Origin of the sequence: uncultured Vibrio sp. (genome assembly GCF_947488985.1) — a bacterium.
Classification (GTDB): domain Bacteria; phylum Pseudomonadota; class Gammaproteobacteria; order Enterobacterales; family Vibrionaceae; genus Vibrio.
The window spans coordinates 47447-71927 of record NZ_CANLBV010000010.1 but is presented as its reverse complement, the minus strand read 5'-3'; the positions used below and the strand labels follow the sequence as shown (position 1 = coordinate 71927).

The 24481-nt window shown below is 45.1% G+C and carries 18 protein-coding genes; 4 read left to right on the top strand and 14 right to left on the bottom strand.

Translation table 11 applies throughout. The annotated features are described in order from the left end of the window. Nucleotides 1-289 precede the first annotated feature (289 nt). The 3 genes from Q1A70_RS03985 to Q1A70_RS03975 form a co-directional block, all read right to left on the bottom strand. Nucleotides 290-1909 carry a BCCT family transporter gene (locus Q1A70_RS03985; protein ID WP_299687124.1) on the bottom strand — a complete coding sequence of 540 codons (1620 nt, stop codon included), beginning with the start codon at nt 1907-1909 and terminating at the stop codon, nt 290-292. 66 nt (nt 1910-1975) lie between these two features. Continuing rightward, nucleotides 1976-3103 (bottom strand): mandelate racemase/muconate lactonizing enzyme family protein, encoded by a 1128-nt coding sequence (locus Q1A70_RS03980; protein WP_299687127.1) that lies wholly within the window; start codon nt 3101-3103, stop codon nt 1976-1978. A gap of 33 nt (nt 3104-3136) precedes the next feature. After that, a complete protein-coding gene (locus Q1A70_RS03975; RefSeq protein ID WP_299687129.1) occupies nt 3137-4495 on the bottom strand; it encodes an FAD-dependent oxidoreductase in 1359 nt (452 codons plus the stop codon). A 144-nt stretch (nt 4496-4639) separates the two neighbouring features. Between Q1A70_RS03975 and Q1A70_RS03970 the strand changes: the two genes are divergently transcribed. After that, nucleotides 4640-5305, top strand: coding sequence for a GntR family transcriptional regulator (locus Q1A70_RS03970; protein ID WP_299687131.1), 666 nt, complete (start codon nt 4640-4642; stop codon nt 5303-5305). Between the two features lie 471 nt (nt 5306-5776). Here the strand turns inward: Q1A70_RS03970 and Q1A70_RS03965 are convergent, their stop codons facing one another. Both Q1A70_RS03965 and Q1A70_RS03960 read right to left on the bottom strand, forming a co-directional pair. Next, nucleotides 5777-9133: a helix-turn-helix domain-containing protein gene (locus tag Q1A70_RS03965; RefSeq protein ID WP_299687133.1), complete on the bottom strand. Its 3357-nt coding sequence runs from the start codon at nt 9131-9133 to the stop codon at nt 5777-5779. 275 nt (nt 9134-9408) lie between these two features. Further along, on the bottom strand, nt 9409-10284 hold the full coding sequence (locus tag Q1A70_RS03960; RefSeq protein ID WP_299687135.1) for a zinc ABC transporter substrate-binding protein: 876 nt from the start codon (nt 10282-10284) through the stop codon (nt 9409-9411). 83 nt (nt 10285-10367) lie between these two features. On the opposite strand from Q1A70_RS03960, the gene znuC reads away from it, so the two are divergent. Both znuC and znuB read left to right on the top strand, forming a co-directional pair. Then, entirely contained in the window at nt 10368-11150 is a 783-nt protein-coding gene (gene znuC, locus Q1A70_RS03955) for a zinc ABC transporter ATP-binding protein ZnuC (protein WP_299687137.1), read from the top strand. After that, on the top strand, nt 11150-11935 hold the full coding sequence (znuB, locus tag Q1A70_RS03950) for a zinc ABC transporter permease subunit ZnuB (protein WP_299687139.1): 786 nt from the start codon (nt 11150-11152) through the stop codon (nt 11933-11935). The genes znuC and znuB overlap by 1 nt, the downstream gene beginning before the upstream one ends. A 127-nt stretch (nt 11936-12062) precedes the next feature. On the opposite strand, the gene sucD is transcribed toward znuB, so the two are convergent. The 8 genes from sucD to sdhC all read right to left on the bottom strand — a co-directional run bounded on the left by sucD (nt 12063) and on the right by sdhC (nt 21677). Continuing rightward, a complete protein-coding gene (sucD, locus tag Q1A70_RS03945) occupies nt 12063-12935 on the bottom strand; it encodes a succinate--CoA ligase subunit alpha (protein WP_299687141.1) in 873 nt (290 codons plus the stop codon). Further along, nucleotides 12935-14101 (bottom strand): ADP-forming succinate--CoA ligase subunit beta, encoded by a 1167-nt coding sequence (sucC, locus tag Q1A70_RS03940; RefSeq protein WP_010436793.1) that lies wholly within the window; start codon nt 14099-14101, stop codon nt 12935-12937. Before sucC ends, sucD begins: the two co-directional genes overlap by 1 nt. Before the next feature lie 206 nt (nt 14102-14307). Beyond that, nucleotides 14308-15516 carry a 2-oxoglutarate dehydrogenase complex dihydrolipoyllysine-residue succinyltransferase gene (gene odhB / locus Q1A70_RS03935; protein WP_299687143.1) on the bottom strand — a complete coding sequence of 403 codons (1209 nt, stop codon included), beginning with the start codon at nt 15514-15516 and terminating at the stop codon, nt 14308-14310. A gap of 21 nt (nt 15517-15537) precedes the next feature. Then, nucleotides 15538-18354 (bottom strand): 2-oxoglutarate dehydrogenase E1 component, encoded by a 2817-nt coding sequence (sucA, locus tag Q1A70_RS03930; protein ID WP_299687145.1) that lies wholly within the window; start codon nt 18352-18354, stop codon nt 15538-15540. 96 nt (nt 18355-18450) lie between these two features. Then, nucleotides 18451-19164 (bottom strand): succinate dehydrogenase iron-sulfur subunit, encoded by a 714-nt coding sequence (locus Q1A70_RS03925; protein WP_299687147.1) that lies wholly within the window; start codon nt 19162-19164, stop codon nt 18451-18453. A 12-nt stretch (nt 19165-19176) separates the two neighbouring features. Then, on the bottom strand, nt 19177-20943 hold the full coding sequence (gene sdhA / locus Q1A70_RS03920; protein WP_299687150.1) for a succinate dehydrogenase flavoprotein subunit: 1767 nt from the start codon (nt 20941-20943) through the stop codon (nt 19177-19179). Beyond that, nucleotides 20944-21291 carry a succinate dehydrogenase, hydrophobic membrane anchor protein gene (gene sdhD / locus Q1A70_RS03915; RefSeq protein WP_299687152.1) on the bottom strand — a complete coding sequence of 116 codons (348 nt, stop codon included), beginning with the start codon at nt 21289-21291 and terminating at the stop codon, nt 20944-20946. Further along, nucleotides 21285-21677 (bottom strand): succinate dehydrogenase cytochrome b556 subunit, encoded by a 393-nt coding sequence (gene sdhC, locus Q1A70_RS03910; RefSeq protein WP_299687154.1) that lies wholly within the window; start codon nt 21675-21677, stop codon nt 21285-21287. The genes sdhD and sdhC overlap by 7 nt, the downstream gene beginning before the upstream one ends. A 416-nt stretch (nt 21678-22093) precedes the next feature. Between sdhC and Q1A70_RS03905 the strand changes: the two genes are divergently transcribed. Further along, the gene (locus Q1A70_RS03905) at nt 22094-23383 is read left to right on the top strand and encodes a citrate synthase (RefSeq protein ID WP_299687156.1); all 1290 of its coding nucleotides are present in this window, start codon (nt 22094-22096) and stop codon (nt 23381-23383) included. A 282-nt stretch (nt 23384-23665) separates the two neighbouring features. Here the strand turns inward: Q1A70_RS03905 and Q1A70_RS03900 are convergent, their stop codons facing one another. After that, on the bottom strand, nt 23666-24424 hold the full coding sequence (locus Q1A70_RS03900) for a Nif3-like dinuclear metal center hexameric protein (protein ID WP_299687158.1): 759 nt from the start codon (nt 24422-24424) through the stop codon (nt 23666-23668). Nucleotides 24425-24481: the final 57 nt, after the last annotated feature.

Below are 24481 nucleotides of genomic sequence, written 5' to 3'. Positions count from 1 at the left end.
CATGAAAGAGCTAGCGAAGGCTGAGCCAGATATCGATGTGCTCCTACCTTGGAACTTCAAATACTGACAAGTCGCCCGTGGGTTCGTGGGGCGCATACATTTTTTCATCATGCATTCTCCGTTTGTTTCAGTGAAAACGGAAAACCTCTAATTACTAGCGACTCGTTTATCGGGGAGGGGTACTGCAGGGTTTATGAGGCGAATACACGTCATAATGACTTTCGTTCAGAACAACTTTAAAAAGATAAGGCCAGTATCAATACTGGCCACATGATCTAGTCGACACTTTCTAAGAAACAGATGAAAATGATGAATGCGAGATATCTTGTTCAACTTCAGGGTCTACCGTTGGGACGAAATCTATTTTATGCATTGCTTCGATTTCTGCCGCACTCAGATGACCGTAATCCTCACTCATGTACTTAACGGTTTTTACCAGCATATAAGTTATCAACACCAGCAAAGGCGCCGCAAAAATTAGAATTGCAGATTGCATCGAACCAACAGGTGCGTCAACGATAATGAATACTGCAGGTATAGCAATGATGACCAAACACCAGAATATCTTTAGCAGTGTTGCAGGGTTCTTATCTTTGTCTAGTACACGTTGAGTCTGACAAGCAACGGTAAACACAGAGCCATCAAGCGTGGTCACCAATAATAGTAATGTTGATACAATAAACACGGCAAGAATCAGCGTGGAGAAAGGTAAGGTATTCAAAGCCGCAACAATAGACTGACTCGCCTGACTATCCGATACCATTTGACTGACATTCACCTTCTCATCTAGTTGGGCTTTCATCATAAAAGAACCGACAATTGAGAATAATGTTGCCGTACCTACGGTACCACCACCCAGCATGCAGGCAATCACGCCACGTAATGTACGTCCTTTCGATACTTTGGTGACAAAAATACACATCATCGGAATATAAATCATCCAATATGCCCAAAAGTATGCCGTCCAGTTTTGTGGGAACTTGGCTTGGTCAATAGCATCAGTATATAGGCTCATATGGATAAAGTTTGAGGCCCACATACTTACGGACGTGCTGGTGTTCTCTAGAATAAATAAGGTAGGACCAAAAACGAGGATGTAGAAAATCAGTGCAATCAAAAAGTAGGTTCCGTAGCTTGAGATGTTCTTCATGCCTTTTTCGATACCAACAAATGAACTAAGGATCAGAATCGTAGCAACTACCCCTAACATTACAAGCTTCAGCGTTAAACCGTCGGACACATTGGTTAGCTGAGAAACAGCAGCAGATACAATAGGCACCCCCAGAGCCAGTACAATTATGAGGCCAAATACAACTGCGATCGGATAAATAATGTCGATAGTACGACCTACAACTTTACCTACCGCCTCGTTTTTGATCATACCTCTAACAACATCACTGAGCTTAAGGGATAGGTTTTTACGAATGTAATAAGAGTACATGATTGGCACGGCACTGATAGCATACAGAGCCCAAGCAGTGATACCCCAGTGGTGCAGTGAGTAGGTAACCGCCCATTCGTAAGCTAGGGTTGAACCAGCTTCAATTCCAAAAGGTGGGGTCTCGATATAGTAAGACCACTCTAGAAATGCCCAGTATACGGTTCCTGAACCAACCCCCGCCAACGCCATCATAGTAATATAAGCAAAAGTAGAATATTCTGGCTTCTCGTTGCCCATTCGAATATTTCCATATTTACTTACCATAAAGTAGATGCCAATCACAACCATAGCAAAGCCAAACCATAAAATTGGAGTGCCAAGATTGTAAGCAATGAAGGTAAATATATTGCCAGCGATGCTTATCGCCCGTTCAGTATCTATCAAGAAGAACGCTGATAAGGCCGTTACGATAATTAAAGATATCAACACTGTTGTTCGGTCAAAGTTACCTGGATTACTGCTTTCCATAATATGTTCCTTTGTTCTCTCGACCACATAAGCAGTCGAGATTAGTAGTTATCTGTTGATATTCAGCTATTCGATGATATAACTCAGAATGGAAGCTTTACGAACCTTGTCCCAGTCCATTTCAACCCCTAGACCTGGGACATCCGGAACCTTTACATAGCCCTCTTTGCTAGTACGGATCACGTTCTTTGCGCCGTACTCAAAATTCTCATATGGGTAGGCCTGTTCGAAGAACTTACCGTTGTTATGAGCCAGTGCAACATGAAGGTTAGCCGCCTGGGTAATGGTGTAACCCCAGCTTTGAACCTCCAATGGTTTACCGAAGGCTTCTGCAAGAGCAAAACACTTTACTAATGGCGTGATACCACCACATACTGTGGCATCTTGACGTACGTCTGACCACATATCATTAGATAGTGCGTGAGCAACTTCTGGAAGGGTTAGTAGGCAATTACCATGGCTAGAGATCTCAAGGTTCGTTTCACGTACTAAACGCTGGTAGCCTTTAAAGTCATAATCAGAGATTGGCGCTTCAAACCACATCCAACCGTACTCGTCTAAACGCTTAGCCATCTTCAGGGCCTCACGCTGGTCATAGTACATAGCTGTATCTAGCATGAAAGCAATACCTGATTCACCGTAATGCTTTTGAACTTCTTCAACCAACTTATAGTCACGCTCAAATACACATGGACAGTGCATCTTAATCGCCTTAAAGCCGTGTTTAATGCAATCATCGATAAATGGAATATACTCCTCGACAGTCTCGAACATTGGTGTAGATGCATAAGAGAGCATCTTATCGCGGCAGCCACCTAGCATTTGATAGATAGGCATATTCGCTTTTCGCCCTTTAATATCCCAGCAGGCAATATCAAATGGAGACTTAGCGACTAAGCCTCCCCAGTTGCAGCGATTGGCTAACCAAGTATTGATCGCACCAGTATTGATTGCGTTCTTGCCAATCAAACCTGGTGCGATGTTACGCATTGCTTCAACAATACATTTATCAAAATCATTTTCGGTATAACTGATCGTCGCACCTATCCCCTCTGTACCATCTTCACAGATGATACGAACAATATTGTTTGTATGAAGTAACGGCTCTTGGTCATGTGCCCAAGGCAGAGTATCTGCGTGCTGATCGGCAACGGCATAAAGCTCAATACGCTTAATTTTGGTTTCTATTGTCATAACTATTTCTCAATTTTGGGGGACAAATTTGGCTTACAAGGCACTGCCTGCTTGCTTCATCTTCGCTGCCACTTCACGGCCTTGTAATGAACGAAACGATTTGCCTTGCTTAATCGATAGGACACACGCAGTACCTGCTGCATGACCATATTCAAATGTTTGAGCGGTTACACGAGCAGAGGCTAGGGCTTCGTGTTCTGCACTTAGACAGCGTCCCGCAACAATAATATTTTCACCAACCTTAGGAACTAAGGTAGTGTATGGCACGTCATAGTAGTCGTTGATTAACCAATGCAGCTTAGGAGCTGTACCTGAGTGAAGCTCGATTGGCCAAGGTGTACGGCAGATACCATCAATATCTTTGCGACACTCAACAACATGCTCATTGCTTAGCTTACTCACTCCCTCAATAGAGCGAGTCTGGCGGATACCAACCTCAACACCAGTATCAACAACATATGCATCTTCACAGCCCGGTACGTATTCATTTAGAAAACTTGCGTAATCACGAACCTGTCGACGCCCAAAGACTTCAGCTTCAGTAAAATCCACAGGATCAATCACGTTCAACACTCGACCATCTTGACCTGCAAGACGCGTAGCATTGACCATCAATTCGCCAGGACGTGTTGTTGGGAAGATCCATATCTTATGGCGTGGAAGTTTGTACTCACCTGACGCATTGCAAGCGAGGATCTGCTCAGTCATCTTAGGAGGACAGATCGTATCTGCACCGTAGTAAGCTAAGTATTTTTCCATATCAACGCCGCCAAAGCGGAAGAACATTGACGGGTTTTGAATCACACCGTTATCGCCGAAGAAGTACTCCCCTCCAGCACGCGCAACCACTGCTGCATCACCAGAAGCATCAATAATACGCTTAGCTAAAATGACACTTTTACCTGCATTCGATTCAAGCACAACCCCACAGTAATGCTCGCCATCCATCACGACACCATCAACGCTAGTATGATAAAGCACCTCAACACCAGCATCCTCTAGGAAGTCATCAGCAACTTCACGCCAAACGAGAGGATCATGAGTAACCGTAAAGGTTTTGCCGTAACGCTGCGGCTCAGTAACACCATTTTTAGCTAATAGTGCTTGGCGGAATTCTTCTGAAAAACCAAAAACAACCTGCTCAGGCTCAGCATCAACGTCATCACTTGCCATAAAAAGACCACAAATGGTTCCCGACATGCCCGCAACTGCACTACCACCACAAAAGCCATATTTTTCGATCAGCACGGTGCTAAGACCGTTACGCCCGCATGTCGCTGCAGCAGCAACCCCGGCTGAACCACCTCCGACCACTAGAACATCAACCTCGCGTAAAACAGGAAGTTGCTGTTGTGGAAATGGAAGTGTGTTGTTGAGTTTCCAGTTTTTCATATCTAATGTCGCTCTAAAATGCTTGTGATGTATTACTGATATATCAGTTGAGTATTGAAAATATACGATAAAGGATTTTGTGGTACAATTGAGAGTAAGATATCTGTGAAGCTCCTCACCAAAAAAATTTCAATAGGAATAACAATGACGAATGAAAAAAAAACCATTAATAAGACCGATGAAGCATATAACCATTTGGAAAAACTAATCATTTTTCGTGAATTACAACCAGGAAGCATGGTTAGTGAGAAACAATTAGCAGAAAGTCTTGAGTTAGGTCGTACACCCGTCAGGGAGGCACTTCAAAGACTTTCATATGAGAGAATGGTGGAGATACACCCGCGACGCGGTATTCAAATCCCTTCAATCTCAGTAGAAAGCCAATTAAAAATTTTAGAGGTGAGAAGAGATATTGAAGCTCTGTGCGTGAAATATGCCTCGGTGCGAGCATCGGTAGATGAAAAACAGCAGATGCAAGATCTCGCAAGTAGACTGGAACAGTGTGCCGAAAAGGGGGATGAAGTAGAGTACTCGGTACTACTGAAAAAAATTCACCGCTTGTTAGTTAAAGCTGCTCGAAATGAGTACCTACAATTAGCTATGGCACCGCTGCAAGGACTATCCCGTCGGTTCTGGTTTGCCTTTAAAAACCAGACAACCGATCTAGCGCAGGCATCATCATTACATGCAACTGTACTAAGAGCAGTATGCCACACTGATACCGATGAAGCCGTCGCAGCTTCTCATCGCCTAAACGACTATTTGACAGATGTGGCTTACAAGAGCATCAGCCGAGATAACTCACTATAAAACGCCCTAATATTTAACGTCATTCTGTCAATAAGCAGAAGAGCATATACACATTTGAATAATGTATACATCATCAATATTGCATAACAATTCAATCAAAATTTGCTTGGGGGGAGGTTATAGCTCTACTGACTTAACGAATGACTTGAATTAGTTATTGAATCAACACCCTCTTAACAGCTCTATCTAGAGCTTCTATCCAAGCAGTCTCATACTCACTTTCGGTTCTAAGAATCGTTTCGCCATCTACTTTTTTAGTTATAAAAAGGTGTTTAATTTCAACCACTAATGAACAATGGTCTTCGTTTACTTTGTATCTCGTATCTCGTATCTCGTATCTCGTATCTCGTAGAAGCATAAAAAAGCCCCGACACAAATGTCGAGGCTCAAGTCTCTTTCTCAATTTTCTATTTTCTATTTTCTATTTTCTATTTTCTATTTTCTATTTTCTAGCAGAGCATCCGCTGCTCACTACTCTTCATTATTTTCCGCAAACTTAGACGGAGAGACACCAAAGTGATGCTTAAACCTTTGACTAAAATAGGAAGGGTCATTGAAACCGGAGTCAAACGCAACATCTGAAATTTTCTCTCCTGCGAGTAACCGCTCACATGCATGCTCTAAACGCACGTCATTCAAGTGCTCTTTAAACGTCTTACTGTAAGCCGACTTAAAACGCCGTTGTAGGCTTCTCTCAGACATAAACAAGTAATTGGCAGCGGTTGCTGTTCCAAAATCGGCATCGGCGTAGTGTTCACTCACAAGCTGCGAAACCTTATTCTTCCAGACTTGCTGTGCACTGTTCGCGTGTTGAACTAAGCTCGAGGTTGAACGTTTAATCGTCTCAATTTGATCTATCGTCGTTGTCTCAAGCTCTTGTTGTGCTTGATAATCGATTGGCCACGATAGCTCTACTTTATTCTGACTGTCCGAAATAAAGGCATTAAGCTCCCCTCCACTCTGATTGATCAATATGGGTAATTTTTCAATATTTAGATCGGTCGATTTGGCCATCGTATGGTCAGCGATGGCAGAAGTAAGCTTAGCAAACGGCATCCCATAATCTCTGATGGTAATCACCAAGTGTCCTTTCACCTCCTCAACCAAGACCCTCACACGTTGAGATTTGAAGTTTCTCTTAATGAGACTCGCGATAAGACTATTAAAAATAATATCGAGATTGAAATAGAGCAGCGACACGTGTCTATGTTTCACATCAAAGTTAATATCGAGATCAATACTCGCTTTCGCCAAATCTTCTTCCCAGGCTTTAATCACCGATTCAAGAAGCAATATAATGTCATAAGAGAACTTGTCCCCATCACCTTGACTGTTACTCAACTGAGTTAGGCCATTCTTTAACGTAAAAATGGGAGAACGCACTTGCTCATCATTCCAATCAGGAAGCATGGCAGCAACGTGATTCACTTGTTCAGAGAGTTCTTTCGCCGTGTGAGACACCAACGTATTTTTCACCAATAGCTGTTTTTTCAGTTGCTGATTAGTCGTTAATAAAATACGACTTTGATGTCTTAACTGGTCCGTTTTCAGTGCAATTTGTGCTTTCAGGTTAATATTGGCATAAGACACATAGCGTGAGCGCCAGAAAGCCAGAAGCGCGACGCCAACACTCATTAACAGAATAATACTCACGACTGACCAGTGACTAAGGTACCAAGGTCTCGCGACTGAGAAAGCTTGAACCGTTGACACAAAGCGGTAATGTGAGTCCTGTATCGGTCTGATTTCTAATGTGTAATCCCCAGGAAGTAAATGCTCTAATGTTAGCTTGCCCCCCTCAAGAACACTCCAAGGCTCATCCGGTTTAAGGCGATACTCGACTGCTTTGCCAAGGCTGGCAGGCAACATCCCAATCTTAAAACCGATCGAAGAGCCGTAAGGGATGTCTATCAATTCATCCATTTTCCCGACAAGTGATACTTTCTCTTGATCGACGGTGACCTTGCTCAGCAGTACCCGGCTGTGAGGCGTCGTAGAGGAGAGCAAGTCATTGTTGAGTGCACTGACAATGCCATATTTAGACCCCATAACTAGCTGAGAGGATTGATTCTTTTCACTATAAAATAGGCCACACGCACCTGATGTAGTGAACTCATTGGTGATCAAACCAAATGGTGCCCCAATATGCTTGTCTAATTTGCCATCCAATTGATAGTAACTCATCCCCTTTGAAGAGCCTAACCACATCCCATTACCGTCGCTAATCAAACAGCTAGGGCTGATGTTATCCTCAACGAATGCGATTTCTTCTAGAGTGCCACTGCCATGAGGAATCCGATAAACGCCGTAACGACCAGCAAACCATTGAGAGCCATCACGCGCCTTTGCTATATCAATCACCTTGCCAAATCGTTCACTAAAGCGACCAAAGCTAATTTTCTTATCAACAACGGAATAAAAACCATGGTCAGTACCGATAAAGATACGGTCTTGTAAACCAATCGTTAGGTCGGTGATTTTTGCAGGAAGGAACTTATCGACCAACCAATCTGAGCCGTAAAACGTAAGCGTATTGTTTTCAAGCGCCAAAGAGTAAAGATTATTGCCAGATACCATCCACAATGTACTGCCAGCTTGAAGAGCAAGCTTCTCAACGTGAACGCCCTCAATCGCTCTTGGCAATAGGAGAGGTTCACGTTCGAATGTAGTGGTATTAACACGAATAATGCCATCTGCGGTCGCCAGCCAAATGGAAGAATAAAATACCTCAAAATCCTGTACTGGCTTTGGGTAAATATTCACTGGAGGCGCTTGGCTTTGAGTATCAACCAAATACAGCCCCATTGACGAAGCAACCCAAGATACGTGCTCACTAATAGGCTGCACTTTATTGATCACGATACTACTGGAGTACATGCCTTCCCCAACTAAAGGTACTCTTGAAAATACTTTGCTATAGAGTGAGAAGTATCGTATACCGTTATTGGTCGCGATCCACATACCACCCGCTTGATCATTAACTAGCGAATATATTTTTTCACCCGGTAAAGAAAAGTCTTGGCTAGCAGCTTGATCAAAGCGTGTCACTTCCCCCGTAATAAAGTGATAGCGAATAAGACCATGCTCAGTACCTATCCAATAGTGTTGTGAGGTTTCAGCAACAGAGAGAACGTGTGATCCACTCACCAGCACTGTTTTATCTGGATTGGCAACATCAACAATCACAGCGCCATTTAGTGTACCAATCACTAACTCTTGTCTCGCACTCGAAAAATAAACCGTCTCTATAGGGTTTTTCTCTGATGCCGTAACATGGGTGAATTCTTGATTTTCTGAAAGGAAAACGCCTGAACTGGTCGCCAATACCCATTTTGATCGCACCCACACCGCATCGTTGATCTCAATGTCGCTGCTGCTGTTGTATCGATACAGTTTTAACAGTGAATAGGTATTAAATTCTAAAGATTGGGTGTTGTATGTGTAAAAACTATTGCCATCGGTGACCCAGATATAGCCTCCTGATGCGCCGATATTCACGATCTCAACACCTGGGGTTAAACTAAACGCCAACTCATTTCCAATGCCGGGGCTATGGCGGTACACCTCATTATCAATAAAGGTCCAAAACTCGTCGTTAAGAAATGCAACGTTTTCTGAAGAGAATTGCAGCAGACTGCCTTTTCGTGGAATGAAAGTACGGCCATCGTAAAATAAGACTTTTCCATGTACGTCATGCACCCAAATCCCCCCATTCGAACCTAGGTACAGATTTTGTGCGGCAACAAAATTCCCTTGCGCCTGAACGGGCAAAGGGTAAAAAACGGAGGGGGGAGTATTTACCGCGAGAGCGCTAAACGAAATGCTCATTAACATGAACATTCTAAAAATAACTCGAGACAACTTTTCATCCTGAACAGCAATAACGCATAACACTTCAGTGACAACAACACCTTGTCATTACTTCACCAAAAACTGAGTTTTTTTGTTCTTATTATTATCTTTGTATACTAACGGAATTTGACGCAGGAGGAAGGATAAGGTGTGGTTGGTTGAAAGGTTTTACCCCAGCGGTCACGAAAATGCCGCAAAAGCGGCATGATTCGAAAAATATCTTGGCAAAATAGAGTTAATAAATATCTGTTTTAGTTTGCGCTTAAACAGTTTGTATAACTGTCTGTTAGTTGCTGAAGAAAATCGAAGTAACTGCCACTCTTCACTTCGACCTCTGAACCAAGAGGATCGAGCTGACCTTGCTTAGCATTACTGCCACGAGTCACAGTCTCTATCACTGCCGGTGTAAATTGAGGCTCTGAAAATACGCATTGCACATTATCGCGTACTAGCGCTTTCTTAATCGCTATCAGGCTTTTTGCACCCGGTTTACGTTCTGGACTGACCGTAAAGTGGCCTAGGTTATTTAACTCAAACTCTTGTTCAAAGTAACCATATGCATCGTGGAACACGTAATAACCTTTGTCTTTCACGGGTGCAAGTTGTTCATGAATCGACTGCTGCTTTTCTTTCAACGCTATCAAGAATGAATCTAGGTTTTCTTGATACGCCATCGCGTTATCAGGATCAGATTCGATTAGTCTAGCTGAGATATATTTTGCCGCTACATTCACTTGTTCGATACCTAACCAAAAATGCGGATCATGACTGCCATGGTCATGGCCTTCGTGACCTACATTCCCAAACTCGCGCAAGTTAATTCCTGGAATCGAAGCGATTTCAATAACATTGTCATTGGAACTGATCACCTTGGTCAAAAACGCTTCTAAATCAGGACCGAACCAAATCACCATATCGGCGCTGCTAACCTTACTGACATCCGATGGCTTAAGCGCATAATCATGCGGCGAAGCATTGCTGTTCATCAACACATCCGGCTCGCTCACACCTTGGGTTAATTCCGTCACAATCATTTGAATTGGTTTAAAGCTGGTTAGAATAGTATTGGCACTTACGACACTTGGCGCTAAAAGCAAAGTAGCAAGTATAAAAGATGAGCGTGACATAATCCCTCGATAATAGAAAAGTAGCTTAGGCTTGAGGTAAATGTTACATTATAACATTAGCGAATTGCAAATGAGTTCTATTCATGGATAGCTTAATCCAACTAAATTCTGTGAGCGTCGAGTTTGACGGCCGTAACATTCTGGACAACGTATCTCTCAACCTAGAGCGTGGAAAAATCACCACCCTGATTGGGCCAAACGGTGCAGGAAAGTCGACATTAGTGAAAGTGGTACTGGGTTTACAAAGCAAGTTTTCAGGCTCCGTAACAAAAGCCAAAAAACTGAAAATTGGCTATGTGCCGCAAAAGTTAAAACTCAATGATTCTCTGCCACTCAACGTAGAACGCTTTCTAAAGCTGACGGGCAAATTCAGCCAGCAAGAACTCCTTGAAGCATTAAAACTCGTGGGTGCTGAACATCTGCAAAAGAGCAACATGCACCAACTCTCTGGTGGTGAAAATCAACGAGTGCTGATAGCTCGCTCATTGCTAAGAAGACCAGATCTACTGGTGCTTGATGAACCAGCTCAAGGCATTGATGTACAAGGACAAATAGATCTTTACGGCCTAATTGATACCATTCGCCACCGCTTTGGCTGTGCCGTGTTTATGGTTTCACACGATCTGCACTTAGTGATGGCGAAAACAGACGATGTGATCTGTTTGCACCACCATATCTGCTGTTCCGGCGCGCCGGCTGATATCAAACATCACCCTTCGTATATCGCCCTATTCGGTGATGCAGTTCAAGAGAGTTTGGCTTTCTACCACCACCAACATGACCGCCATCACCATGATTTAGCAGGCCAACCTGTTTCTGGAGATGTGCATGACTGCCCTAACCATAAACACGGACATCACCACTAATGCTTGAGTTTCTTTTACCTTCTATCCTTGCTGGCTTGGGCATTGCTCTTATTGCTGGTCCTTTAGGGTCGTTCGTAGTATGGCGTAAGATGGCTTATTTTGGCGACACGCTAGCCCACGCCTCCTTAATGGGCTTAGCGCTGGGTTTTCTGTTCAACATTAACTTGTATTTTGCACTGCTGATTTGTTGTTTGATGCTCGCTGTACTGCTAGTAACTTTACAGAAACAAAAGCTGGTCGCGACCGATACCTTACTGGGCATATTAGCGCACAGTGCCCTCTCGCTCGGTCTGGTTGCCGTCAGCTTTTTAGACAATGTCCGTATTGATCTCATGAGCTATCTATTTGGTGACTTGCTTGCAGTATCACCGACTGATCTCGTATTTATCTATGCGGGTGCTGCTGTGATTGGACTGGTGCTGGCTATATTTTGGCGACCGTTATTATCAACGACGGTCAATGAAGATCTCGCGGCGGTCGACGGCATCAACATCGATTTAATGCGCCTGATCTTAATGCTATTGGTAGGTATTGTGATTGCGGTCGGTATGAAGTTTGTCGGCGCGTTAATCATGACATCACTGCTGATCATCCCTGCGGCTACAGCAAGAAAATTCGCGAACACACCCGAGCAAATGGCCTTCCTCGCATCGATTATTGGCTCTCTCGCAGTGTGCGGAGGACTAAGCTTATCATGGTTCTATGATACGCCTGCTGGCCCATCGGTTGTGATCAGTGCTACAGCGATGTTTATGCTATCTCAGATGGTTAAGAGCCGCGCGTAACGTATCTCGTCTCTCGTCTCTCGTCTCTCGTCTCTCGTCTCAGCAACATACAAAAAGGCTTGGTCAATGACCAAGCCTTTTTAATGTCATTCAATTAGCCTCTATCGAATTTGATAGAGGCTACTGATTACCAGCCCGTGATTTCACGTAGACCTTTACCGATATCAGCAAGAGACTGAACCGTCTTAACGCCTGCAGCTTCTAGTGCTGCGAACTTATCTTCAGCCGTACCTTTACCGCCAGAGATGATTGCGCCTGCGTGGCCCATACGTTTACCCGGAGGAGCCGTAACACCAGCGATATAAGAAACCACAGGTTTCGTCACGTTCGCTTTAATAAACGCTGCTGCTTCTTCTTCCGCAGTACCACCGATTTCACCAATCATCACGATGGCTTCAGTTTCTGGGTCTTCTTGGAACAGTTTTAGGATGTCAATGAAGTTTGAACCTGGGATAGGGTCACCACCGATACCCACACAGGTAGACTGACCAAAGCCTTCATCTGTTGTTTGCTTAACGGCTTCGTATGTCAGAGTACCGCTGCGAGATACGATACCGACTTTACCCTTCTTGTGGATATGACCCGGCATGATACCAATCTTACACTCGTCTGGAGTGATAAGACCCGGACAGTTAGGGCCGATCATGCGAACGCCGGTTTCTTCTAGCTTCACTTTAACGTCGATCATATCGGTTGTAGGGATACCTTCAGTGATCGTTACGATCAGTTCGATACCTGCATCAATCGCTTCTAGGATTGCATCTTTACAGAAAGGCGCTGGTACGTAGATAACGGTTGCTGTTGCGCCAGTTACTTCTACCGCTTCACGTACTGTGTTGAATACTGGAAGGCCTAGGTGAGTTTGACCACCTTTACCAGGTGAAACACCACCAACCATTTGTGTACCATATGCGATAGCTTGGTCTGAGTGGAATGTACCTTGACCGCCAGTGAAACCCTGACAGATTACTTTAGTGTCTTTGTTAATTAATACAGACATTATTTAGCCTCCGCAGCAGCAACAACTTTCTGAGCAGCATCTGTTAGAGATTCAGCTGCAATGATATCAACATCAGAATTAGCAAGTACTTCGCGACCTAGGTCTGCGTTGGTACCTTCTAGACGAACAACAACAGGTACTGTTACGCCGACTTCTTTAACTGCACCGATAATACCTTCAGCGATCATGTCACAACGAACGATACCACCGAAGATGTTTACTAGTACTGCTTTAACATTGTCATCAGAAAGGATGATCTTGAATGCTTCAGCTACACGCTCTTTGGTCGCGCCGCCGCCGACATCAAGGAAGTTTGCTGGCTTGCCGCCATGTAGGTTTACGATATCCATCGTACCCATCGCAAGGCCTGCACCGTTAACCATACAGCCAACGTTGCCATCTAATGCTACGTAGTTCAGTTCCCACTGTGCTGCGTGTGCTTCGCGCTCATCCTCTTGAGATGGATCGTGCATTTCACGTAGTTTAGGCTGACGGTACATCGCGTTTGAGTCGATGTTGATCTTGCCGTCTAGACAAAGCAGGTTGCCTTCGCCAGTAATGACAAGTGGGTTGATTTCTAGTAGAGCTAGGTCGTACTGAGAGAACATTTGACCAAGACCCATGAAGATCTTAACGAACTGCTTGATTTGATCGCCAACTAGACCAAGTTTGAATGCCAGCTCACGTCCTTGGTAAGCTTGAGGGCCGACTAGAGGATCAATCGCTGATTGGTGAATCAACTCTGGCGTTTCTTCAGCGATTTTCTCAATGTCCACACCGCCTTCAGTTGACGCCATGAATACAATTTTACGCGTTGCACGGTCAACAACAGCACCTAGGTAAAGTTCGTTAGCAATGTTCGATGCTTCTTCAACTAAGATCTTTGTTACAGGCTGACCATTAGCGTCTGTTTGGTAAGTCACTAGGTTTTTACCTAACCACTTTTGTGCAAACTCTTTAACGCCTTCTTTCGTGTCATGTAGCTCTACACCACCCGCTTTACCGCGGCCACCAGCGTGTACTTGACACTTAACGACTTTCTTGGCTGTACTGATACGACCTGCAGCTTCGAAAGCTTCTTGTGCAGTATCACATGCGAAACCTTCTGGTACAGGCAAACCGAATTCTGCAAACAGCTGTTTGGCTTGGTATTCATGCAAATTCATTTTGATATTCCGTTTATTTTCCCTTAAGGGATTATTATTTCCATAACGACACAGTGTCCTGTGTGACGTCTGTAGGGTCTTCTCAAGTCAACTGCTGTCCATTTTCTAATGGCTTTACCGTTGAATTGAAGGCCGGACGTTGAGCAGCCTAGCCTTTGAAACTTTTTACGTCTAGCTAACGGGGTTAACTAGACGTTTTAGCGATACTAAACGTCTAATAGCAGACGTGCAGGATCTTCTAACAGCTCTTTAATGGTCACGAGGAAGCCCACCGATTCACGGCCATCGATGAGACGATGGTCGTAAGAAAGCGCTAGGTACATCATTGGTAGAATCTCTACCTTGCCATCAACTGCCATTGGACGGTCTTGGATTTTGTGCATACCCAAAATTGCCGCTTGAGGCGGGTTGATGATTGGCGTAGACATTAGAGATCCAAATACACCACCGTTGGTGATAGTGAAGTTACCGCCCATCAGTTCATCAACCGTTAGCTTGCCGTCACGGCCTTTGATTGCTAGCTCTTTGATGCCTTTTTCGATATCCGCGAAACCTAGTGTGTCACAGTCTTTCAGTACTGGAGTCACTAGACCACGTGGCGTAGATACCGCCATGCTGATATCGAAGTAGTTGTGGTAAACGATATCTGTACCGTCGATAGAAGCGTTCACTTCTGGGAAACGTTTTAGCGCTTCTGTTACTGCTTTCACGTAGAAAGACATGAAGCCAAGACGCGTATCGTGACGCTTCTCGAATTGGTCTTTGTACTGTTTACGAAGGTCCATGATTGGCTTCATGTTCACTTCGTTGAAAGTCGTCAGCATTGCTGTGCTGTTCTTCGCTTCTAGAAGACGATTTGCAACTGTCTTACGTAGGCGAGTCATAGGCACGCGCTTTTGACTACGAGCTGTGGCTGGCGCTTCAACGGCTGGTGCAGATGCGGCTGCCGGAGCCGCTTTCGCTGCGGCTAGGTGTGCGTCGATGTCTTCACGAGTAATACGACCACCAACACCAGTACCTTTAACGTCAGCGGGTTGTAGGTTGTGCTCTGCAAGCAAGCGACGAACCGCTGGGCTTAGTGCGTCGTTGCTCTCTTCGGTTAGCGCAGCTTTGTGGCGCTTATCAGGAGAAGCTTCTGTATCTTCAGTTGTATCTTTCGTTGGTTCACCAGCGACAGCACCCGGCTTAATTTTAGCCAGGAGTTGCTTAGAAAGTACCGTCGCACCCTCTTCTTCGATGATTGCTTCCAGAACACCCGCTTCAGGAGCTGGTACTTCTAAAACCACTTTATCTGTTTCTATATCTACAATGACTTCATCACGTGCAACCGATTCACCCGGTTTTTTGTGCCAAGTAGCAACGGTTGCATCAGCCACAGATTCAGGTAAATCTGGAACCAGAATTTCAATTGTCATGTCTGTGTTTTCCTTTTACTTCTAGTTCTTAAGTAGGGTCAAAGCGTCGTCAACTAACGCTTTTTGTTGTTTCAAGTGTACCGACATATAGCCAACAGCGGGGGACGCTGATGCAGGACGACCTGCATATTTAATATCAGCGCCCACAGGAATCGCAGCTCGGAAATTATGTTGGCTGCTGTACCAAGCACCTTGGTTCTGTGGCTCTTCTTGACACCATACGTAGTCAACAACATTCGTGTACTGTGCGATGGCAGCTTTCACGTCCTCGTAAGGGAACGGATAAAGTTGTTCAATACGCACAATCGCGACATCGTCTTGTTCGTTCTTGCGTCTTTGCTCAAGCAGGTCAAAGTAAACCTTACCGGAGCAGAACACGACGCGTTTTACGTTTTCAGGCGCGAGATCATCAATTTCGGCGATAGCGGGTTGGAACGTGCCCTCTGCTAAATCTTCCATTGAAGACGTACACAGTGGGTGGCGAAGCAAAGACTTCGGTGACATTACGATCAGAGGACGACGCATTGGTCGCACAACTTGACGACGGATCATGTGGTAAACCTGCGCTGGCGTTGAAGGCACAACAACCTGCATGTTTTGTTCAGCACATAACTGAAGGTAACGCTCAAGGCGTGCAGATGAGTGCTCAGGGCCCTGACCTTCATAACCGTGTGGCAACAGCATAGTTAGACCACATAAACGCGCCCACTTTTGCTCACCTGATGAAATGAACTGGTCGATAACCACTTGTGCACCGTTTGCGAAGTCACCAAATTGTGCTTCCCAAAGGGTTAGACCGCTTGGCTCCGCAGTTGCGTAACCATACTCAAATGCGAGTACCGCTTCTTCAGACAACACAGAGTCAAACACTTGGAATGGCCCTTGTTTATCATGAATGTTCGCCAGAGGCACATAGGTGCTTGCGTCTGATTGATTGTGCAGTACTGAGTGACGGTGGAAGAAGGTACCACGGCCTGAATCTTGGCCTGAGATACGGATACGCTTGCCGTCATCAACCAGTGTTGCGTAAGCCAGAGTTTCAGCCATACCCCAATCGACTTGTTTCTCACCATTCACCATGGCAGTACGATCGTTGTACAGTTTATTGACTCGGCTTTGCAGCTTGTGGCTGTCTGGGTATTGGCAAAGTTTGGCACCAAGCTCTTTCAGGCGCTCGATATCAATCTTGTTGTCCCACTCAATGTTCCAGTCGTGACCTAGGTAAGGAGACCAGTCTACGGAGTGAAGAGCCATTGGACGCCACTCTTTAACCACAACTTCACCGTGATCAAGGGCATCACGATATTCGTTAACGAGTTGAGTCGCGGTATCAATACCAAACTCCCCGCGCTCCATCAGCACGTCAGCGTAAAGCTTACGTGGTGTTGGGTGCTTTTTGATTTTTTGGTACATCAAAGGCTGTGTTGCATTAGGCTCATCGGCTTCGTTGTGACCGTGGCGACGGTAACAAACCAAGTCAATAACCACATCACGCTTAAACGTATTACGGTAATCTAATGCAAGGCGTGCTACGAAAGCCACGGCTTCTGGATCATCAGAATTAACGTGGAAAATCGGAGCCTGAACCATCTTCGCAATATCAGTACAGTACATCGTAGAGCGTGTATCGCGCGGGTTAGACGTTGTAAAACCGACTTGGTTATTAACAACAATACGTACCGTACCACCAACACAGAAACCACGCGCTTGAGACATATTAAACGTCTCTTGTACGACACCCTGACCCGCAATCGCAGAGTCACCATGGATGGTAATTGGAAGTACGCTGCTGCCATCTTTATCGCCTAGACGATCTTGACGAGCACGTACGGAACCGATAACTACCGGGTTGACGATTTCTAAGTGAGATGGGTTAAAGGCAAGTGCTAAGTGAACGTTGCCGCCTGGCGTTGCGAAGTCCGCAGAGAAACCTTGGTGATACTTCACATCACCCGTACCCCATGTGTCATCGTGCTTACCCGCAAACTCGTCAAACAAGTCTTGGGGCTTTTTACCCAGCACGTTAACCAACATGTTAAGACGACCACGGTGAGCCATCCCAACAACCACCTCACGCATGCCCTGACCACCCGCATGGCGAATGATTTCTTTCGTCATTGGGATAAGCGCATCACCACCTTCCAACGAGAAGCGTTTCGCGCCAGGGAATTTTGCACCAAGATAACGCTCAAGACCTTCAGCTGCTGTTAGCTCTTCGAGAAAAGCTTGCTTTTCTTCTTGATTGAAAGAGGGTTGACCAGATACAGACTCTAAACGTTGTTGGATCCAACGTTTTTGTTCTGTATTTGTCATGTGCATGTATTCAGCACCAATCGAGCCACAATACGTTTGTTTTAAAGATTTGTAGAGATCTTTTAGCACCATCGTCTCTTGGCCAATGGCATAAGAGCCGACGTTAAACGTCTCATTGAGGTCATCTTCGGTAAGAGTGTGGAAAGAGGGATCCAGTTCAGCGACTGTCTCTCTTTTCCATAAACCTAGGGGGTCTAAATTTGCAGCTTGATGCCCTCGGAATCGATAAGCATTGATAAGTTGCAGAACCTTTACTTGTTTCGCATCGACATCTGGATCACTAACTTGGACACTGTAATGCTTTGTTTCTTGAGCGAGTCGACGGAAGTATTCACGAACACGAGAGTGTGGTTGTTCCACTGTCTGAGAAGCTTGCACAGGCAGTGCTTCAAAAACACTTCTCCATTCGTCACTTACCGAATCGGGATCACTTAGATACTGTTCATAGAGTTCTTCTACGTACGTTGCATTGGCGCCAGCCAAGTGTGAAGACTCGAGCCATGCCTTCATCACGCCGTTGTGCATATTTTCCCTTAACCAGTAGTTTTCACGTTTGCTGCGGTCTTAAAGCCGAGCTATTAAAAGGCCGCCCAACACGATTAGGGCGGCAATTTTTGTTTCTTAAACCGAACGATTCACAAGCATGGTCTTAATGTGACCAATCGCTTTCGTCGGATTTAATCCCTTAGGACAAACACTTACACAATTCATGATACCATGGCAACGAAAAACACTAAATGCATCATCAAGATCGGACAAACGTTCATCTGTCGCTGTATCTCGGCTATCAATTAGCCAACGGTACGCTGCCAAAAGGCCTGCTGGTCCGATAAACTTATCCGGATTCCACCAGAACGATGGGCACGATGTTGTACAACAGGCACACATGATGCATTCGTACAAGCCATCTAAATGCGCTCGCTCATCTGGACTTTGCAAGTTTTCACGCGCCGGCGGCACATTGCCATCAGACACTAAGAATGGCTTCACTTTTTCGTAGTTATCGTAGAACTGAGTCATGTCGACAATCAGATCACGAACAACAGGCAAACCCGGCAGTGGACGAATCACAATCTTGCCTTGACCAGAAAGTGCAGACAACGGTGTGATGCACGCTAGGCCATTTTTACCATTCATGTTCAAGCCATCTGAGCCACATACCCCTTCACGGCATGAGCGACGAAATGAGATAGTTGGATCTTGCTCTTTCAACAGAATAAGCGCATCCAGTAGCATCATGTCTGAACCTTCATCCACTTCGAGTGTGTATTCCTTCATATAAGGCTTCTGGTCGACATCAGGGTTGTAACGGTATAAAGAGAAATTCAGTTTCATGGTCATATCTCCTTAGTACGTACGTGCTTTTGGTGGGAACGCTTCACGATGGATAGGTTCCATGTTTACACCACGCTTAGTCATGCTCTCTGACTCTGGGTTGTAAAGTGAGTGGCATAGCCATTGCTCATCATCACGGTCAGGGAAATCGAATCGAGCGTGTGCGCCACGGCTTTCTGTTCGGAAGTTTGCCGCTACAGCGGTTGCGAATGCGGTTTCCATCAAGTTTTCAAGCTCTAGACACTCGATACGCTGAGTGTTGAACTCGGTAGACTTATCAGATAGGTGTGCATTTTTTAGGCGCTCGCGAATCGCTTTAAGCTCTTCTAGGCCTTCGGCCATGGCTTTGCCTTCTCGGAATACTGAGAAGTTATTCTGCATACATTGCTGAAGATCTTTACGAATTTGCGCAGGGTCTTCGCCGTCAGTACTGTTTTCCCAACGGTTGTAACGTTCTAGTGAACGTTCAATGTCAGCTTCAGTTGCGGGTTTGGCTTCGTCTTGTTTCTTCAGTGTCTCACCAAGGTGCAGACCTGTTGCACGACCAAATACCACCAAATCAAGCAGTGAGTTACCACCGAGACGGTTGGCACCGTGTACCGATACTGATGCGATTTCACCACAAGCAAATAGGCCTTGGATTTCAACATCGCTGCCGTCTTCACTTTGCTTAATCGCTTGACCAGAAACTTGGGTTGGAACCCCCCCCATCATGTAGTGACAGGTAGGAATCACTGGGATTGGTTCTTTCACTGGATCAACGTGAGCAAAGGTACGAGACAGCTCACAGACGCCAGGCAAACGAGATTCGAGCGTCTCTTTACCTAAGTGGTCTAGCTTAAGCTTGATGTGTGGACCCCAAGGACCATCGCAACCGCGACCTTCACGAATTTCAACCATCATTGAACGAGCAACAACATCACGACCCGCTAAGTCTTTAGCGTTTGGTGCGTAACGTTCCATGAAGCGTTCACCGTCTTTATTGAGAAGGTACCCCCCTTCACCACGACAACCTTCCGTTACCAATACACCTGCGCCAGCAATACCCGTTGGGTGGAACTGCCACATTTCGATATCTTGCATAGGAACGCCAGCACGAATCGCCATGCCAACACCGTCACCCGTATTGATGTGCGCGTTAGTTGTTGAAGCGTAGATACGACCAGCACCACCAGTAGCAAGAATGGTTGCCTTCGCTTTGAAGTAGCAAACTTCGCCTGTTTCCATACAAAGCGCAGTGGTACCTAAAATTGCACCGTCTTCGTTCTTAACAAGATCCAGTGCATACCACTCAGAGAAAACCGTCGTTTTGTGCTTAATGTTTTGTTGGTAAAGCGTGTGAAGCAATGCGTGGCCAGTACGGTCGGCTGCAGCTGCAGTACGAGCGGCTTGCTCACCACCAAAGTTTTTAGATTGACCACCGAAAGGACGCTGGTAAATCGTACCGTTGTCAAAACGAGAAAAAGGCAGACCCATTTTTTCAAGTTCGATTACCGACTCAGGACCGTTTTTACACATGTATTCGATAGCGTCTTGGTCACCGATGTAATCCGAACCTTTGACTGTGTCATACATGTGCTGTTCCCAATGGTCTTCGTGCGCGTTGCCAAGAGCAACAGTGATACCACCTTGCGCTGAAACCGTATGAGAACGAGTAGGGAAAACTTTAGAAAGCAATGCACAAGATAGGCCTTGCTCAGAAATCTGCAGTGCAGCTCGCATACCAGCACCACCAGCACCGATAACTACGGCATCAAACTCACGAACAGGAATAGTCACTTACGCACCCCACAAAATAAACAGACCAGAGAAAAAATATCCAAGAAGAACCGCAACGACACCGACTTGAAGAGCGACGCGCAATTTAGCGCATTTGATGTAGTCAGTGAGTACTTGCCATAGGCCGATCCACGCATGAACCAGAACAGAGGTAAGCGCTAACATAGTGAAGACTTTCGTGAAGGTTCCACCAAAAAATTGCGTCCAAGATACGTAAGAGATATCACCAGAGAAAACACAAAAGCTCACTAGGTAGATAGTGTAAAGTGTCATAATGATGGCTGTTGCACGAATCAATAGATAATCGTGGACACCATTACGACCAAAAGTAGAAACGTTGTTTACCATACTAAGATCCCCGCTAGTAGAGACAATACCGCTGTTGCTGCGAATGCAACCTTCGCACTCTTAGCGCCAGATTCCAGCTCTTCAAAGTGACCTAAGTCCATAAGAAGGTGACGAATACCACCAGCAATGTGGTAAGCCAACGCGGTTAAAATGCCCCACAGAACAAACTTCACGAAGAAGCTGTCGACAATGTCGCTCGCTTCCATAAAGCCGACTGGGGATGAGAGGGAAATGGATAGTAACCAAAGCAAAATTCCAATCGCGACAAAAGTTATCACCCCAGACACACGGTGTAGGATGGAAGCTATTGCGGTGATGGGAAAGTGGATGGTCTGTAAATCTAAATTAACAGGTCTTGTCTTTCTTTCTTTCACGGGCTTGCTCACTCAGCTCCATTGAGCATTATGGTCATTAAATAACCTTAGATATTGTTATGGACAAAATTCGATCGCAAACCGTCAAAAATTAACACTAACCTAACAATTAGCCCAGGTTGAGCCTCAGATAATTGTAAAAGCATTGTTAACTACTAGGATGATAAAGATACCTTAAATATCTCCTCAGCCTAGCGTTTATAAGGTTTTAACCAAACTTTTCAGTGCCACTATACGACTGGCAACATTCTAATACAATTGATGCAACAAATAATGCTACATAGAACAGATTTTTAACGAATTTAATGTAAAAAGTACTAACAAGTGCACACAAAGCTGCAGAAAAATTGACTTTCGCACCTAAGACCAGTAAAAAAATGGCATATAAACATCCTGGACGGATTAAATAATAAACAAAGGAGATTGTTATGGCGGATAAGAAAGCTACCCTTCATATTGAAGGTCAAGCGCCAATCGAGCTGCCGATTACAGAGGGTGTACTCGGTACACCAGTGATCGATGTTCGAACACTAGGTTCTAATGGTTTTTTCACTTTTGACCCTGGTTTTCTTGCCACTGCATCTTGTGAGTCTCAAATCACTTTTATTGACGGTGGAAAAGGTATCCTTTTACACCGCGGTTATCCTATTGACCAACTTGCCAATAACGCTGATTACTTAGAGGTATGTTACATACTTCTTTACGGTGAAGCCCCATCTCGAGCTGAATACGAAAAGTTCAAGACTACCGTGACACGTCACACTATGGTGCACGAGCAAATCGCGAGTTTCTTCCACGGCTTCCGTCGTGACGCTCACCCTATGGCTGTAATGTGTGGTGTTGTCGGCGCTCTGGCGGCGTTCTACCACGACTCACTTGATGTCAACAACGACACACACCGTGAAATTGCGGCTTACCGCCTGATTTCCAAAATGCCAACCTTGGCTGCAATGTGTTACAAATATTCAATCGGCCAACCGTTTATTTACCCACGTAACGACCTAGGCTACGCAGAAAACTTCTTACACATGATGTTTGCTAACCCATGTGAAGAGTATGAAGTGAACCCTATCGTTGCTCGCGCTATGGATAAAATCTTTACCCTGCATGCTGATCACGAACAGAACGCTTCAACGTCTACCGTACGTCTAGCAGGCTCATCGGGTGCTAACCCGTTTGCGTGTATCGCCGCAGGTATCGCATCACTTTGGGGCCCTGCTCACGGCGGTGCAAATGAAGCGTGTCTGCGTATGCTTGAAGAAATTGGCAGCGTAGATAAGATCGAAGAGTACGTGGCAAAAGCCAAAGACAAAGATGACCCATTCCGTTTGATGGGCTTCGGTCACCGTGTTTACAAGAACTACGATCCACGTGCAACCGTTATGCGCGAAGCGTGCCACGAAGTGCTTAGAGAATTGAACATTCAAGATCCACTGCTTGATGTTGCAATGGAACTGGAGCGTATTGCCCTTTCTGATGAGTACTTTGTTTCTAAGAAGCTATACCCGAACGTCGATTTCTACTCAGGTATCATTCTGAAAGCGATTGGTATTCCAGTATCTATGTTTACTGTAATATTTGCGATGTCTCGCACTATCGGTTGGATTGCACACTGGAACGAAATGCACAGCGATCCTACCAACCGTATCGGTCGTCCTCGTCAGCTATATACTGGTGAAGAGCAACGTGACTTTAAAGCGCTTCACGAACGTGAATAGTTGCTATAGAGCATAATGTTAAAAGGGGTTGATGTAAGAACATCAACCCCTTTTCTTTTGTACGAGATGCGAGATGCGAGATGCGAGATGCGAGATGCGAGATGCGAGATGCGAGATGCGAGATGCGAGATATTTTAAGGCTTAATCTAGCCTCATCAACCACAATCTAGTAGAAATATCTTCCTATACAATAATTATCAGCGTCTAGAGATTCCCTACTTCTTTCCCCATCCAAGCGGACAAATTTACAGTTTGCCATTATCCCTCATCTCGCATCGGCTCTTATACCGGGTTATCGATATCGATAAACTCGACATCTAAACCGTGCTCTTTCGCTAACCATTCACCTAGAGCTTTCACACCATAACGCTCTGTCGCATGATGGCCTGCTGCAAAATAATGAATGTCTTGCTCACGCGCTGAATACGTTGTGCGTTCTGAAATCTCACCAGAGATAAACGCATCGATACCTTGAGAAGCTGCAAGCTCAATGTAGTCTTGGCCACCGCCAGTACACCAACCTACTGTTTCAATCATTTTATCGGCGTTCTCCGGGGCAATATGTAACGGCTTACGATTCAGAACTTGATCAATTTTTGCTGCAAACTCAGTACCTGTTATTGGCGCTTTCAACTTACCAAACATTGCAACCGATTGTGGGTGCCCTTCCAGACCACCTTCTACTTCAATATCAAGCAGTTCAGCGAGCTTGGTGTTGTTACCAAGTTCAGGGTGGATATCGAGAGGTAAGTGATAACCTAGCAGGTTGATATCATTCTTAATCAGAGTACGAATGCGCTTGCCCTTCATGCCACGAATGGCTTCTGACTCACCTTTCCAGAAAAAGCCGTGATGGACCAACAAAGCGTCTGCGTTCAGTTCTACCGCTTTATCAATCAGGGCTTGGGAAGCGGTCACACCAGTAACGATTCGCTCCACTTCTGTTGCACCTTCAACTTGCAGGCCATTAGGACAGTAATCTTTAATCTGCTGTGGCTGCAGTTTTTCATTAAGTAGCGTTTCTAATTGTAAGTTATTCATTTTTCTTTTCCGGCTTACCTTTATAATAACGTCGTTATATCAATTTACGGGTAGAAT

Coding starts and splice junctions, on each gene's coding strand:
- Q1A70_RS03985 (WP_299687124.1), bottom strand. CDS start 1,909: ATGGAAAGCAGTAATCCAGGTAACTTTGACCGAACAACAGTGTTGATA.
- Q1A70_RS03980 (WP_299687127.1), bottom strand. CDS start 3,103: ATGACAATAGAAACCAAAATTAAGCGTATTGAGCTTTATGCCGTTGCC.
- Q1A70_RS03975 (WP_299687129.1), bottom strand. CDS start 4,495: ATGAAAAACTGGAAACTCAACAACACACTTCCATTTCCACAACAGCAA.
- Q1A70_RS03970 (WP_299687131.1), top strand. CDS start 4,640: ATGACGAATGAAAAAAAAACCATTAATAAGACCGATGAAGCATATAAC.
- Q1A70_RS03965 (WP_299687133.1), bottom strand. CDS start 9,133: ATGAGCATTTCGTTTAGCGCTCTCGCGGTAAATACTCCCCCCTCCGTT.
- Q1A70_RS03960 (WP_299687135.1), bottom strand. CDS start 10,284: ATGTCACGCTCATCTTTTATACTTGCTACTTTGCTTTTAGCGCCAAGT.
- znuC (WP_299687137.1), top strand. CDS start 10,368: ATGGATAGCTTAATCCAACTAAATTCTGTGAGCGTCGAGTTTGACGGC.
- znuB (WP_299687139.1), top strand. CDS start 11,150: ATGCTTGAGTTTCTTTTACCTTCTATCCTTGCTGGCTTGGGCATTGCT.
- sucD (WP_299687141.1), bottom strand. CDS start 12,935: ATGTCTGTATTAATTAACAAAGACACTAAAGTAATCTGTCAGGGTTTC.
- sucC (WP_010436793.1), bottom strand. CDS start 14,101: ATGAATTTGCATGAATACCAAGCCAAACAGCTGTTTGCAGAATTCGGT.
- odhB (WP_299687143.1), bottom strand. CDS start 15,516: ATGACAATTGAAATTCTGGTTCCAGATTTACCTGAATCTGTGGCTGAT.
- sucA (WP_299687145.1), bottom strand. CDS start 18,354: ATGCACAACGGCGTGATGAAGGCATGGCTCGAGTCTTCACACTTGGCT.
- Q1A70_RS03925 (WP_299687147.1), bottom strand. CDS start 19,164: ATGAAACTGAATTTCTCTTTATACCGTTACAACCCTGATGTCGACCAG.
- sdhD (WP_299687152.1), bottom strand. CDS start 21,291: ATGGTAAACAACGTTTCTACTTTTGGTCGTAATGGTGTCCACGATTAT.
- Q1A70_RS03905 (WP_299687156.1), top strand. CDS start 22,094: ATGGCGGATAAGAAAGCTACCCTTCATATTGAAGGTCAAGCGCCAATC.
- Q1A70_RS03900 (WP_299687158.1), bottom strand. CDS start 24,424: ATGAATAACTTACAATTAGAAACGCTACTTAATGAAAAACTGCAGCCA.